The organism is Pseudomonas sp. AFG_SD02_1510_Pfu_092, from assembly GCF_003331055.1.
GTDB lineage: Bacteria > Pseudomonadota > Gammaproteobacteria > Pseudomonadales > Pseudomonadaceae > Aquipseudomonas.
Genome location: NZ_PUQD01000032.1, coordinates 44,056 through 59,727 on the forward strand (window position 1 = coordinate 44,056; position 15,672 = coordinate 59,727).

Consider the following 15,672-nt stretch of genomic DNA (forward strand, 5'->3'; position numbering starts at 1 on the left):
GCAGGAACACCCATGACCGACGCCTTCGAACTCCCGCTCTCGCTGGTCCAGGCCCTGGCGCAACGCGCCGCGCGGACCCCGGACAAGATCGCCCTGCGCTTTCTGGCCGATGTGCCCGGCGAGCAGGCCGTGCTCAGCTACCGGGACCTCGACCAGCGCGCGCGCACCATCGCCGCTGCCTTGCAGGCGCGGGCCGGCTTCGGCGACCGCGCGGTGCTGTTGTTCCCCAGCGGGCCAGACTATGTGGCGGCGTTTTTCGGCTGCCTGTACGCAGGCGTGATCGCGGTGCCGGCCTACCCGCCGGAGTCCGCGCGCCAGCACCATCAGCAACGTCTGCTGTCGATCATCGACGACGCCGAACCGCGCCTGCTGCTGACCGTCGCGGCGCTGTACGACAACCTGCAGGGTCTGGAAGCACTGGCAGCGCAGAACGCCCCCGAACTGCTGGCGGTGGATGGCCTGGACCCGTCGCTGGCGGCGCACTGGCGTGAGCCCGCACTCAAGGGCGATGACATCGCCTTCCTGCAGTACACCTCCGGCTCCACCGCACTGCCCAAGGGCGTGCAGGTCAGCCACGGCAACCTGGTGGCCAACGAGCAACTGATCCGCCAAGGTTTCGGCATCGACCTCAATCCCGACGACGTGATCGTCAGCTGGCTGCCGCTGTACCACGACATGGGCCTGATCGGCGGGCTGCTGCAGCCGATCTTCAGCGGGGTGCCCTGCGTGCTGATGGCGCCGGGTTACTTCCTGGCCCGGCCGTTGCGCTGGTTGCAGGCCATCAGCGAGTACGGCGGCACCATCAGCGGTGGCCCAGACTTCGCCTATCGCCTGTGCAGCGAGCGGGTCAGCGAGGCAGCCCTGGCCGGGCTCGACCTCAGCCGCTGGCGTGTGGCCTATTCCGGTTCCGAGCCGATCCGCCAGGACAGCCTGGCCACCTTCGCCGACAAGTTCCAGGCCTGTGGCTTCGACCCGCAGAGCTTCTTCGCCAGCTACGGCCTGGCCGAAGCGACCCTGTTCGTCAGCGGCAGCCGCCGTGGCCAGGGCATCGCCGCACTGGAGCTGGACGCCGAAACCTTGGCCGCCAACCGTGCCGAGCCGGGCAAGGGCAGCGTGCTGATGAGCTGCGGCTACCCGCAACCCGGGCATGCCGTGCGCATCGTCGAACCCCGGCACCAGCAGGTGCTGGGCGACAACCAGGTAGGGGAGGTCTGGGCCAGCGGCCCGAGCATCGCCCAAGGCTACTGGCGCAACCCGCAAGCCAGCGCCCGCACCTTCGTCGCCATGGACGGCCAGACCTGGCTGCGCACCGGCGACCTGGGTTTCATGCGCGACGGCGAAGTGTTCGTCACCGGGCGGCTCAAGGACATGCTGATCGTGCGTGGGCAGAACCTGTACCCGCAGGACCTGGAACAAACCCTCGAGCGCGAAGTCGCGGTGCTGCGCAAAGGCCGGGTGGCGGTATTCGCGGTCGAGCAGCAAGGCGAGGAGGGCATCGGTGTGGCGGTGGAAATCAGCCGCAACGTGCAGAAAACGACCACCCCGCAGCAGCTGATCAAGACCCTGCGCCAGGTCGTCGCCGACGCCTGCCGCCAGGCCCCGGCCGTGGTCCTGCTGCTGAACCCGGGGGCGCTGCCGAAGACCTCCAGCGGCAAACTGCAGCGCTCGGCCTGCCGCCTGCGCATGGACGATGGCAGCCTGGATTGCTACGCCCGCTTCCCCGAGGCGAGCGAGGCGGGTGGGGCCGCTGCTGGCGACGATGAGCTGCAACAGCGTATCGCCGCTGTGTGGCGCGACATCCTCAAGGTCGAGGCGGTGGCGGCAGACGACCACTTCCTGCTGCTGGGCGGCAACTCCATCGCGGCGACCCAGGCCAGCGCCCGCCTGGCCGATGAACTGGGTATCCCGCTTGGCCTGCGCACCCTGTTCGAAGCGCCGTTACTGGCCGATTACAGCAAGGCCGTGGCTGCAATCATCGCCGAAGGCGGTACCCAGGCCGGGCCTATCGCCACGCTTGAACGCGGCCAGTGGTTGCCCCAGTCGCTGGCGCAGAACCGCCTGTGGCTGCTGTGGCAGCTGCAACCGCAATCGGCGGCCTACAACATCCCGGCCGGCCTGCAGCTGCGCGGCGAGCTTGACGAAAACGCTGTCGAGGCAGCCTTGCGCGCGCTGCTGGTTCGCCACGAATCGCTGCGCACTGTATTCAGCGACGCGCACGGCCAGGCCGTGCAGCGCATTCTGGCGCCGCAACCGTTCAGCCTTCGCCGCCTGAACCTTGCAGGCCAGGCTGCTGAACAGATTGCGGCGCGGCGCGAAGCCGAGGCCCGACAACCGTTCGACCTGCGCCAGGGGCCGTTGCTGCGGGCGACCCTGGTACGCCTGGACGACGAACATCACCAGTTGTGGCTGACCCTGCACCACATCGTCGCCGATGGCTGGTCGCTGAACATCCTGCTCGACGAATTCGCCAGGTTGTACGCTGCCCACTGTCAAGGCCTCGAGGCCAACCTGCCAGCGCTGACCCTGGGTTATGCCGACTACGGCAACTGGCAGCGGCAGTGGCTGGCCGCAGGTGAAGGCGAACGCCAGTTGCAGTACTGGCGGGCGCGCCTGGGCGATGAGCTGCCGGTGCTCGACCTGTGCACCGACCACCCGCGCGCCCACCAGCGCGAGCACCGCGCCGCGCGTTTGCAGCTCAAGCTGCCGGCCAGGCTCACTGAAGCGCTCAACGGCCTGGCCCGCGAGCAGCAGGCCAGCCTGTTCATGGTCTTGCTGGCCGGCTGGCAGGCGCTGCTGCACCGCTACAGCGGCCAGGTCGACATCCGCGTCGGCGTGCCCAATGCCAACCGCCCGCGCCTGGAAAGCCAAGGCATGGTCGGCTTCTTCATCAACACCCAGGTGCTGCGCGCGCAACTCGATGGCCGGCTGCCGTTCGATCAGTTGCTGGCCCAGGTGCGCCAGGCCACCCTGGAGGCCCAGGCCAACCAGGACCTGCCGTTCGAGCAATTGCTCGAAGCCTTGCCCGAGGCCCGCGAACAAGGCCTGTTCCAGGTCATGTTCAACCACCAGCAGCGCGACCTGTCGGCGCTGCGCCGTCTGCCGGGGCTGCTGGCCGAAGAACTGCCATGGCACAGCCGCGAAGCCAAGTTCGACTTGCAGCTGCACAGTGAAGAAGACCACCAGGGCCGCCTGAGCCTGGCCTTCGACTACGCTGCCGAACTGTTCGACAGCAGCACCATCCAGCGCCTGGCCCAACACCTGCTGGCCGTGCTGGAGCAGGTGTGCGCCGCGCCGCAACGGCCACTGGGCGAGCTGCAGTTGCTCGACGCACCCGCCCGCGCGCAACTGCTGGGCTGGGGCCAGGCTGTGGCTGCGGCACCGCAGCGCCTGCTGGTCGAGCAGCTTGATGAACAAGCCCGCCTTACCCCGCAGCGTACCGCCCTGGCCTGGGACGGTGGCAGCCTCGACTATGCCGAACTGCACCAGCAGGCCAACCGCCTGGCCCATTACCTGCGCGACAAGGGCGTCGGCCCGGACACCTGCGTCGCCATCGCCGTCGAGCGCTCGGCGCCATTGCTGGTCGGCCTGCTGGCCATTCTCAAGGCCGGCGCTGCCTACGTGCCGCTGGACGTCGATTACCCGGCCGAGCGCCTGGCCTACATGCTCGCCGACTGCAACGCCAGCCTGCTGCTGAGCCACAGCAGCTTGCTGGGCAAGCTGCCCCAGGTGCAAGGCGTCAGCGCCATCGCCCTCGACCAGCTGCACCTGGGCAGCTGGCCCAGCCATGCCCCACGCCTGCACCTGCATGGCGACAACCTGGCCTACGTGATCTACACCTCCGGCTCTACCGGCCAGCCCAAGGGGGTGGGCATCACCCACGCGGCACTGGCCGAGCGCCTGCAATGGATGCAGGCGACCTATGCGCTGGACCACAGCGACGTACTGATGCAAAAGGCGCCGATCAGCTTCGACGTGTCGGTGTGGGAATGCTTCTGGCCGCTGGTGACCGGTTGCAAGCTGGTACTCGCCGGCCCCGGCGAGCACCGTGACCCGCAGCGCATCGCCGCGCTGGTGCAAGCCCATGGCGTGACCACGCTGCACTTCGTGCCGCCGCTGTTGCAGGTGTTTGTCCAGGAGCCGCAGGCGGCGGCCTGCAGCAGCTTGCGCCGGCTGTTCTCCGGTGGCGAAGCGCTGTCCGCCACACTGCGTGACCGGGTGCTTCAGGTGCTGCCGCAGGTGCAACTGCACAACCGCTACGGCCCGACCGAAACCGCCATCAACGTCACCCACTGGCATTGCCAGGCGGCGGATGGCGAGCGCTCGCCGATCGGCCGCCCGCTGGGCAATGTGCTGTGCCGCGTGCTGGACGACGAGCTGGAACTTACTGCGCCTGGTGTACCGGGCGAGTTGTACCTTGGCGGTGCAGGCCTGGCGCGTGGCTACCTGGGCCGCCCGGGCCTCACTGCCGAGCGCTTCGTGCCCCAGGCTGACGGCCATGGCCAACGCCTGTACCGCAGTGGCGACCGCGCCCGCTGGCAGGTGCAGACCGAGGCGCTGGAGTACCTCGGTCGCCTCGACCAGCAGGTCAAGGTGCGTGGCTTCCGGGTCGAACCCGAAGAGGTCCAGGCCTGCCTGCTGGCGCAAGCGGGGGTCGAACAGGCGCTGGTGCTGATCCACCAGGATGCCGTCGGCGCGCAACTGGTCGGCTACTACAGCGGCAGCGCCCCGCCTGATGTATTGCTGACGGTGCTGGCTGAACGACTACCGGCCTACATGGTGCCGGCACAACTCATCCCGCTGGCGCAGATGCCGCTGGGCCCCAGCGGCAAGGTCGAGCGCAAGGCATTGCCGGCCCCGGTGTGGCAGCAGCGTGAGCACATCGAGCCACAAACAGAGCTGCAGCAGCAGGTCGCCGCCATCTGGCGCGAAGTGCTGAACCTGCCGCGCATCGGCCTGCAGGATGATTTCTTCGCCCTCGGCGGCCATTCGCTGCTGGCCACCCAGATCGTTTCGCGCACCCGTCAGGCCTGCGATGTCGAGTTGCCGCTCAAGGCCCTGTTCGAGGCCAGCGAGCTGGGCACCTTCTGCGCCGAGATCGCGCGCATCCGTGCTGCCGGCGAGCGCAACCTGCAAGGCGCAATCGCCCGCGTCGATCGCCGCCAGGCGGTGCCGCTGTCGTACTCGCAGCAACGCATGTGGTTCCTCTGGCAGATGGAGCCGGACAGCCCGGCCTACAACGTCGGCGGCATGGCGCGCCTGCGCGGCCGCTTGCACGTGGACGCCTTCGAGCGTGCGCTGCAGGCGTTGATCGTGCGCCACGAAACCCTGCGCACGACCTTCCCCAGCATCGACGGCGTGCCGTACCAGTGCGTGGCCGACGACAGCAACCTGCACCTCGACTGGCAGGACTTCAGCGCGCTGCCTGGCGACGCCCGCCAGCAGCGCCTGGAACAACTGGCCGAGGCCCAGGCACACCAGCCGTTCGACCTCGAACATGGCCCGCTGCTACGTGCCTGCCTGGTCAAGGCCGAAGAGCGCGAGCACGTTTTCGTGCTGACCCTGCACCACATCGTCACCGAAGGCTGGGCCATGGACATCTTCGCCCGCGAACTGGGCGAGCTGTACGAGGCCTTCGTCGATGACCGCGAGTCGCCGCTGGCCGCGCTGCCCGTGCAGTATCTGGATTACAGCGAGTGGCAACGGCAATGGTTGGAAAGTGGCGAAGGTGCCCGCCAGCTGGCCTACTGGCGAGCCCGCCTGGGCGACGAGCACCCGGTGCTGGCGTTGCCCGCCGACCGCCCGCGCCCGGCGGTGCAGAGCCACCGCGGCGGGCTGTACCGCTTCGAGCTGGACCCGGCGCTGGTCGCCCGCGTGCATGCCTTCAACAGCCAGCGTGGCCTGACCCTGTTCATGACCATGACCGCCACCCTGGCCGCCTTGCTGCACCGCTACAGCGGCCAGCGCGACCTGCGCATCGGCGCGCCGGTGGCCAACCGCATCCGCCCGGAAAGCGAAGGGCTGATCGGCGCCTTCCTCAACACCCAGGTGCTGCGCTGCGAGCTGGACGGCCAGATGCCCGTCAGCGCACTGCTCGAGCAGGTGCGCCAGGCCGCCATCGAAGCCCAGTCGCACCAGGACCTGCCGTTCGAGCAGTTGGTGGAAGCGTTGCAGCCACCGCGCAGCAGCGCCTACAACCCGCTGTTCCAGGTGATGTGCAACGTGCAGCGCTGGGCCTTCCAGCAAAGCCGCACGCTGGCCGGCATGCAGGTGGATTACCTGGTCAACGATGCCAGTGCCACCAAGTTCGACCTGTACCTGGAGGTGACCGACCTCGACGGCCGCCTGGGCTGCTGCCTGACCTACAGCCGCGACCTGTTCGACGAACCACGCATTGCACGCATGGCCGAGCACTGGGAGCGCCTGCTGGTCGGCCTGCTCGACAACCCGCAGCAGCGCCTGTGCGAGCTGCCGATGCTGAGCAGCGCCGAGCAGCAGATGCTGGCGGGCCAGTTGCACGGCGAGCAGAGTTCAGACCTCGGCCAGACCCTGCACGGCCTGTTCGCCGCCCAGGCAGCGCGCACGCCGCACGCCGGCGCGCTGACCTTCGCCGGCCAGCACATGAGCTATGCCGAACTCGACCAGCAGGCCAACCGCCTGGCCCGCGCCTTGCGCGAGCGTGGCGTCGGCCCGCAGGTGCGCGTCGGCCTAGCGCTGGAGCGTTCGCTGGAAATGGTCGTCGGCCTGCTGGCCGTTCTCAAGGCCGGTGGCGCCTATGTGCCGCTCGACCCCGAGTACCCGCTCGATCGCCTGCGCTACATGGTCGAAGACAGCCGCATCGGCCTGCTGCTGAGCCAGCGCGAATTGCTGCACAGCCTGGGCGAGCTGCCTGACGGCGTGGCGCGCTGGAGCCTGGAAGACGACGCCGCCAGCCTGTCGGCCTACAGCGATGCGCCGCTGGATAACCTCAGCCTGCCTCAGCACCAGGCGTACCTGATCTACACCTCCGGTTCCACCGGCAAGCCCAAGGGGGTGGTGGTCAGCCACGGCGAGTTCGCCATGCACTGCCAGGCGGTGATCGCCGCGTTCGGCATGCGCAGCGACGACTGCGAGCTGCATTTCTATTCGATCAATTTCGACGCCGCCAGCGAACGCCTGTGGGCGCCGCTGCTGTGCGGTGCCCGGGTGGTGCTGCGCGCCCAGGGGCAGTGGGGCGCCGAAGACATCTGCCAGCTGGTGCGCGAGCAACAGGTGAGCATTCTCGGTTTCACCCCCAGCTATGGCAGCCAGCTGGCCCAGCACCTGGCCGGGCAGGGCGCGCAGTTGCCCGTGCGCCTGGTAATCACCGGTGGTGAAGCGCTGACCGGCGAGCACCTGCAACGCATACGCCAGGCCTTCGCCCCGCAGCAGCTGTTCAATGCCTACGGCCCGACCGAAACCGTGGTCATGCCGCTGGCCTGCCTGGCCCCGCAGGTGCTGGCCACGGACCTCGGCAGCGTGCCGATCGGCCGCGTCATCGGCCAGCGCACGGCGTACATCCTCGACGACGACCTGGCGCTGTTGCCGCAAGGCGGCATTGGCGAGCTGTATGTCGGCGGCGCCGGCCTGGCCCAGGGTTACCATGACCGCCCGGGCCTCACTGCCGAGCGTTTCGTCGCCGACCCGTTCAGCGCCGCAGGCGGGCGCCTTTACCGTACCGGCGACCTGGTGCGCCTGGGTAGCGACGGCCTGGTCGAGTATGTCGGCCGTGCCGACCAGCAGGTGAAGGTTCGCGGCTTCCGCATCGAGCTGGGCGAAATCGAAAGCCGCCTGCAAACCCATGCCGACATCGACGAGGCGGTGGTACTCGCCCTCGACCTGCCGGGGGGCAAGCAGCTGGTGGCTTACCTGGTGTGCAAGCAGGCCGCTGCCGACAGCCAGGCCCAGGCCTTGCTGCGCGAGGCGCTCAAGGCCGATGCCCGCCAGCACTTGCCGGATTACATGGTGCCGGCGCACCTGGTGCTGCTCGACCGCCTGCCGCTGATGGGCAACGGCAAGCTCGACCGCCGCGCGCTGCCGTTGCCGGACCTTGAACAGGCGCGCCAGCACTACCAGGCGCCGGGCAACCAGGTGCAAGCGCAACTGGCGCAGATCTGGGGCGAGGTGCTGAACGTGGCGCAGGTCGGCGTGCAGGACAACTTCTTCGAACTGGGCGGCGACTCGATCCTGTCGATCCAGGTGGTCAGCCGGGCCCGTCAGGCCGGCCTGCAATTCAGCCCGCGTGACCTGTTCCAGCACCAGACCATCCAGACCCTGGCGGCCGTGGTTCGCCACAGCGCCGCCGCCAACAGCATCGAGCAGGGCCAGCGCCACGGCCAGACCGGCCTGACGCCGATCCAGCACTGGTTCTTCGACAGTGAAGTGGCGCAGCCGCAGCACTGGAACCAGGCTGTGCTGCTGGCGCCACGCCAGCCGCTGGACGAGGGGCTGCTGGCGCAAGCGCTGAGCGCCCTGGTACAGCATCATGACAGCCTGCGTTTGCGCTTCAGCAAGGCTGCTGGCCGCTGGCAGGCCACGTATGATCAGGCGGGTACCGGGCAATTGCTGTGGGCCGCCAGCGTCGCCGACTTCGCCGATTGCCAGCCGCTGTACACCGACCTGCAGCGCAGCCTCGACCTGCACCAGGGCCCGCTGCTGCGCGCCTTGCTGGTGCGTGACGGGCAGGGCCGCCAGCGCCTGTTGCTGGCGATCCACCACTTGGTGGTCGATGGCGTGTCGTGGCGGGTGCTGCTGGAAGACCTGCAGGCGCTGTACCGTGGCCAGCCGCTGGCCACCAAGACCCATGCTATGGGCGACTGGGCCGCACGCCTGGCCAGCTACGCCGGCAGCGATTCGCTGCGCGACGAACTGGCCTGGTGGCAAGGCCAGCTCGGCGGTGTGCGCCGCGAGCTGCCCTGCGATCACCCGCAGGGCGGCAACCTGCAGCGCCATGCCCGCACCCTGGCCATCGGCCTGGATGTCGCGCAAACCCGGCAATTGCTGCAACAGGTCCCGGCGGCCTACCACACCCAGGTCAACGACCTGCTGCTGACCGCACTGGCGCGGACCCTGTGCCGCTGGAGCGGTGATGAACAGGTGCTGGTGCAGCTCGAAGGCCATGGCCGCGATGGCCTGTTCGAAGACATGGACCTGACCCGCAGCGTCGGCTGGTTCACCAATGCCTACCCGCTGAGCCTGCGCCCGCTGCCAGGCGAGGACGACGCGGCGCGGGCCGGCTCGCTCAAGGGCATCAAGGAACAGTTGCGCCAGGTGCCGCACAAAGGCCTGGGTTACGGCGTGCTGCGCTACCTGGCCGATGCGGCCGGGCGTGAACAGCTGGCGGCTTTGCCGCAGGCGCGGGTCACCTTCAACTACCTCGGCCAGTTCGACCAGCAGTTCGACAGCGCCTCGCTGTTCCAGCCAGTGGATGCCCCGACCGGCCTGGCCCACGACCTCGACGCGGCGCTGCCCAACTGGTTGAGTATCGATGGCCAGGTGTATGGCGGTGCCCTGCAACTGCGCTGGACCTTCAGCCTCGAACGCTATGATGAAGCGACCATCGCCCGCCTGGCCGAGGCCTATCGCCAGGAGCTGCTGGCGCTGGTCGGGCACTGCCTGGCCGATGGCAACGGCAGCTTCACACCGTCGGACTTCCCCCTGGCGCACCTGACCCAGGCGCAGATCGACGCGTTGCCAGTGCCTGCTGCGCAGATCGAAGACGTCTACCCGCTGACACCAATGCAGGAAGGCATGCTGCTGCATACCCTGCTGGAACCTGGCACTGGCCTGTACTACATGCAGGACCGTTACCGCATCAACAGCGCTGTCGACCCCGAGCGTTTCACCCAGGCCTGGCAGGCGGTGGTGGCGCGACACGAGGCACTGCGCGCCTCGTTCAGCTGGAACACCGGCGAGGCGATGCTGCAGATCATCCACAAACCGCGCAGCACGCCGGTGGACTACCAGGACTGGCGTGGCCTCGATGAGGCGGCCCAGGAGCAGCGCCTGCAGGCCTTGCACAAACAGGAGCGCGAGGCCGGTTTTGCCCTGCTCAGCGAACCGCCGTTCCACCTGCGCCTGGTGCGGGTCGCCGATGAGCGCTACTGGTTCATGATGAGCAACCACCACATCCTCATCGACGCCTGGTGCCGCTCGCTGCTGATGAACGATTTCTTCGAGGTCTACCAGGCCCTTGGCGAGGGCCGCCAGGCCCAGCTGCCGCTGCCGCCGCGCTACCGCGACTACATCGGCTGGCTGCAACGCCAGGGCCTGGACGACGCACGCGCCTGGTGGCAAGCCAACCTGGCCGGTTTCGAACGCGCCACCGCCATTCCCAGCGACCGCCCGCTGCGCCATGACCACGCCGGCAGTGGCATGCGCGTCGGTGACTGCTACACCCGCCTGGCTGTCGCTGAGGGCGTGCGCCTGCGGGAACTGGCCCAGGCCCACCAGCTCACCGTCAATACCTTCGCCCAGGCCGCCTGGGCCCTGGTCCTGGCGCGCTACAGCGGCGAGCGCGACGTTGCCTTCGGCGTGACCGTGGCCGGGCGCCCGGTGGGCATGCCGCAGATGCAGCGTACCGTCGGCCTGTTCATCAACAGCGTCGCCCTGCGCGTGCAGTTGCCCGGCCCAGGTGAGCGTTGCAGCGTGCAGCAATGGCTGCACGGCCTGCTGGAGCGCAACATGGAGTTGCGCGAGTACGAATACCTGCCGCTGGTGGCGATCCAGGAATGCAGCGAGCTGCCCAAGGGCCAGCCGCTGTTCGACAGCCTGTTCGTGTTCGAGAACGCGCCGGTGGAAACCGCCGTGCTCGACCATGCCCAGCAGCTGAACGCCAGCTCCGACTCGGGCCGTACCCACACCAACTTCCCATTGACGGCGGTGTGCTACCCCGGCGATGACCTGGGCCTGCACCTGTCGTTCGACCAACGCTATTTCGACTACCCGACCGTCGAGCGCCTGCTGGCCCAGTTCAAGCGCCTGCTGCTGGCGCTGGTCGAAGGCTTCGCCGGGCAGGTGAGCGAACTGCCGTTGCTGGGCGCCGAGGAACAGCGCTTCTTGCTGGAAGACTGCAACCGCACCGCGCGCGCTTATCCGCTGGAGCAGAGCTACATCGCCCAGTTCGAAGCGCAGGTGGCTGCACATCCACAACGTATTGTCGCCCGCTGCCTGGACGCCGCCTACGATTATGCCGGGCTGAACCTGGCGGCCAACCGCCTGGGCCATGCGCTGATGGCGGCGGGCGTGGGCGTGGACCAACCGGTGGCCTTGCTGGCCGAGCGTGGCTTGCCGTTGCTGGGGATGATCGTCGGCAGCTTCAAGGCCGGCGCCGGCTACCTGCCGCTGGACCCGGGCCTGCCGGCGGCGCGCCTGCAAAGCATCCTGCAGCTCAGCCGCACACCGGTGCTGGTGTGCAGCGCGGCCTGTGCCGAGCAGGCGCGGCAGTTGCTGCAAGCGCTGGATACACCGGCACGCCCGCAGTTGCTGGTCTGGGAAGACATCCAGGCCAGCCCGCTGGCCAGCCACAACCCAGGCGTTCACAGCGGCCCGGATAACCTCGCCTACGTGATCTACACCTCGGGTTCGACCGGCTTGCCGAAGGGGGTGATGGTCGAGCAGCGCGGCATGCTCAACAACCAGCTGAGCAAGGTGCCGTACCTGGCACTCGGCGAGCAGGACGTGATTGCCCAGACGGCCTCGCAGAGCTTCGACATTTCCGTGTGGCAGTTCCTCGCCGCGCCGCTGTTCGGCGCCAGGGTGGAGATTGTGCCGAACGCCATCGCCCATGACCCGCAGGGCCTGCTGGCGCATGTACAGGCCACCGGCATCACCGTGCTGGAAAGCGTGCCGTCGTTGATCCAGGGCATGCTCGCCGGCGACCACCAGGCCCTCGACTGCCTGCGCTGGATGCTGCCGACCGGCGAAGCCATGCCTCCGGAGCTGGCGGCGCAGTGGTTGCAGCGTTACCCGCAAATCGGCCTGGTCAATGCCTACGGCCCGGCGGAGTGTTCGGACGACGTGGCCTTCTTCCGCGTCGATGCCGCCTCCACCCAGGGCAGCTACCTGCCGATCGGCACACCGACCGACAACAACCGCCTGTACCTGTTCGGCGAGGACCAGGCGCTGGTGCCGCTGGGCGCGGTCGGTGAGTTGTGCGTGGCCGGCACCGGTGTCGGCCGTGGCTACGTCGGCGACCCGTTGCGCACCGCGCAGGCGTTCATCCCCCATCCTTGCGGGGCACCGGGCGAGCGCCTGTACCGCACCGGCGACCTGGCACGGCAGCGCCCGGACGGGGTACTGGAGTATGTCGGGCGTATCGATCACCAGGTGAAGATTCGCGGCTACCGCATCGAACTGGGCGAGATCGAAGCCCGCCTGCACGAGCAGGTCGAGATTCGCGACGCTGCCGTTGGTGTGCAGGAGGGCGTCAACGGCAAGCACCTGGTCGGTTACCTGGTGGCGCACCAGGGCATCAGCGCTGATGCCGCACTGCTCGAGCAGGTCAAACAGCGCTTGCGAGCCGAGTTGCCGGAGTACATGGTGCCGCAGCACTGGGGCTGGTTCGACAGCCTGCCGCACAACGCCAACGGCAAGCTTGACCGCAAGGTCTTGCCGGCCATCGACATCGGCGGCCAGCACAGCCAGGCCTACCAGGCGCCGCGTAATGCGCTGGAAGAGTTATTGGCGGGTATCTGGGCCGATGTGCTCAAGGCCGAGCGGGTCGGGGTGCACGACAACTTCTTCGAGCTGGGCGGGCATTCGCTGCTGGCCACGCAGATCGCCTCGCGGGTGCAGAAGCAATTGCAGCTGAACGTGCCGCTGCGGGCGATGTTCGAGTGCAGCACGGTGGAGGAGCTGGCGGAGTATGTGCAGGGGCTGCAGGGCAGTGCGCTGGATGACGACAAGGTCGACCGGCTGAGTGACCTGATGGCGGAGCTGGAGGGGTTGTGAGTTGAGTTGATATGGGGCGCCTGTACGGGCCCTTTCGCGGGTAAACCCGCTCCCACAGGATTACCGCAGCCTTCGGCTCCTGCGCAGTACCTGTGGGAGCGGGCATGCCCGCGAACACCGGCGCAGCCGGTGCCATGCACCGCGCTGGATTCTTCGCGGGCTTGCTCCCACAGGGATCAGCACCGTGTTCAGGGCCGGTGCAGTCCAGCCTGTGGGAGCGGGTTCACCCGCGAAGAGGCCGGTACTGGCAAGCAGTTTTTCAGCGCTTGTCGAGCAATTCCGGCCGTGGTGCCCCTTGCTGGCTTTGCAGGTTGCCTTGCCCATCGCTTTGCAGCACCACGTTGTCCTGCGACATGGAGGCGTTGATAAACGCTTCATCCAAAGACGCCGCCTGATAGCGAGCCAGGAATTGGTTTGCGCTATGGAACGCTTCAAGTTGATGGTGGGCAAGCATGTAAAACCGGCTGCAATTGGCCGCAATCTCCTGCGTGTAATGGGATGAAACCAAAACACTGGCGCCTTCGTTGCAGGCGTGTTTAATTCCAAGCCAGATAAAGTGTCGAAATTCCGGATCTACCCCAGCCGTGGGTTCGTCAAGTATGACCAGATCACTGCCCATGAGTAGCAGTGTCAGAGTGAAAAAACTGCGGATTTCACCATAGCTGCAAGTAGATGCTTTCTTTCTGGAAATATCCGAATAGCGTTTGGAAAGCGCAGGCGACCATGCGTTAAGCCGAGACAGCGCTTCAGAAAGGCAAAGCTTCGACGGGGCATTCAAATGGGTAATGAGTTCATAAACTTCAGACATCCGCAGTTGCGGCGGTGGCGTCAAAATCTGCGTTAGATAAGCCGGGTGTTTGGCGCGGCTGATGATTTCTCCATGGTCAGGTTTTCTAAGTTTGCAAATCAGATCGAAGAGCGTCGTTTTTCCAGCGCCATTGCTTCCTAATATACCCACTGCCTCACCTGGTGCGACGTGCAGGTTGACAGTGTGGAATAAGGACTTGTCTTTGTATGAAAACGATAGTTTTTTGATAATGAGTGTGCCCATTTAGTATCGGCTCCAGACAGGCTGGACTTTGAAGTGATTCATTGTCAAGTAAAAGCCAGTCAGTGAGAGGGTGAGTGCCACCGGGAAAGCTCCCAGTAGTGGAATTTCGTCTCGGAAGATGCGGGTGCTCAGGTGCAGAGGGTTGACGAGTGCGATCAGTTCCTCATGCTCTTTTCCTGTAGTTGCACCCAGGTAACTGGACATCAGCATGAGGAATGATAAAAGTGAAAAAAGTGTACTGGCTGTTCCAAATTTGATAGGCAGAGCGGCTATGGCGAAACCCATAAAGGAAAAACCCAGGTAGCTGGTAAAGAAACAGGCCATTAGATAGAAATATTCGTGGGCTGAATAATTTCCAAGCATGGGCTTGGTGAGTAGATAGAATAAAGACGCATAGATGAGGCTTAGGAACGAGTAGCTGATCATGTGCGATGCAAGAAAAAGACGAATTGATTCCTTCTGGTATATGAACGAACGGATAAAGCCGCTTTCTCTTCTGCCGATAAGGTAAAAGCTGAAGCCAAAAAAAGCTACATTTGCTGAAATGTAGGCGTAAAACCACGCAGAGTATGATAAATAGGCCTGAGCGGTCGGCTCCGGGTTTAGAGAACTCGGATTCATGATAAAGAACAGCATGCAGGGCGCGAAGGCAGTCCACAATAAGCTGGAGGGTTCTCTGAGGTGTTCCATTATTAAGATTCTTGAAATGTTATAGAGCTTTTTTGCCCTAGGGGTGGAGTGCAGATTGCTGCTGGTCATGGGAAGGGTACCATTCTGCTGGGTTGTGGGATGATCTGAGTTCATGGATGATAGGTATAGGTAGCCATCAAATTTTAATTCTCTTAAGCGTATTATTAGCGCTGCGCTGGTGAGCGGGGAGGTGATTGGTTGGTTTGCTTCGATTTGGGCTTTGTTTGATGTCTGTGCCCAATTGAGTGCCCATTGAAATCTCCTTAGTTGCCCCGAACGCCGGGGTTCTGTGGGTTTAGGCTTATATCTCACGTGCGTCAAATATGTCTGGGGTGGTTCGATGCTTAGGGCGCTATCCGACTGTATAAGTTGTGGTTGGTCTTGTAAGATTTTTCTGAGCGGCATCTCTTATGGAATTCCTAAGAGCTACCAAAAGTGTAAGAAATGTCCTGTTTTAGAGTGGGACTGGCTTGTATGTTTTGTGGGATTGATATGGGTTTCATCAGCGAGGGTTATTTTGTGTTGGGTCATGAAAAAAGATGTTTATTGTTTTGGATGCGCGAGTTAGTGTTTCGGAATGTAAAAATTGATCTGGTCTAGCGGATGCGCTAGTTGGTAGAGGTCCTACAGATGGTCCTATCGGCCATCGACATCGGCCGCAGCACGAGGCGGCACGCAATGCGCTGGAAGAGTTATTGGCGGGTATCTGGGCCGATGTGCTCAAGGCCGAGCGGGTCGGGGTGCACGACAACTTCTTCGAGCTGGGCGGGCATTCGCTGCTGGCCACGCAGATCGCCTCGCGGGTGCAGAAGCAATTGCAGCTGAACGTGCCGCTGCGGGCGATGTTCGAGTGCAGCACGGTGGAGGAGCTGGCGAAGTATGTGCAGGGGCTGCAGGGCAGTGCGCTGGATGACGACAAGGTCGACCGGCTGAGTGACCTGATGGCGGAGCTGGAGGGGTTGTGA

4 protein-coding genes are annotated in these 15,672 nt (G+C 65.4%); 2 read left to right on the forward strand and 2 right to left on the reverse strand.

The window, feature by feature from the left end; translation table 11 throughout:
* Positions 1-12 precede the first annotated feature (12 nt).
* On the forward strand, positions 13-12,966 hold the full coding sequence (locus C6A77_RS15075; RefSeq protein ID WP_114170182.1) for a non-ribosomal peptide synthetase: 12,954 nt from the start codon (positions 13-15) through the stop codon (positions 12,964-12,966).
* 259 nt (positions 12,967-13,225) lie between these two features.
* On the opposite strand, the gene C6A77_RS15080 is transcribed toward C6A77_RS15075, so the two are convergent.
* Together C6A77_RS15080 and C6A77_RS15085 are read right to left on the reverse strand one after the other, a co-directional pair.
* Positions 13,226-14,017 (reverse strand): ATP-binding cassette domain-containing protein, encoded by a 792-nt coding sequence (locus C6A77_RS15080; protein WP_114170183.1) that lies wholly within the window; start codon positions 14,015-14,017, stop codon positions 13,226-13,228.
* Positions 14,018-14,776, reverse strand: coding sequence for an ABC transporter permease (locus tag C6A77_RS15085; RefSeq protein WP_114170184.1), 759 nt, complete (start codon positions 14,774-14,776; stop codon positions 14,018-14,020). It lies immediately after the preceding gene.
* Between the two features lie 626 nt (positions 14,777-15,402).
* On the opposite strand from C6A77_RS15085, the gene C6A77_RS15090 reads away from it, so the two are divergent.
* The gene (locus tag C6A77_RS15090) at positions 15,403-15,672 is read left to right on the forward strand and encodes a phosphopantetheine-binding protein (RefSeq protein WP_161959671.1); all 270 of its coding nucleotides are present in this window, start codon (positions 15,403-15,405) and stop codon (positions 15,670-15,672) included.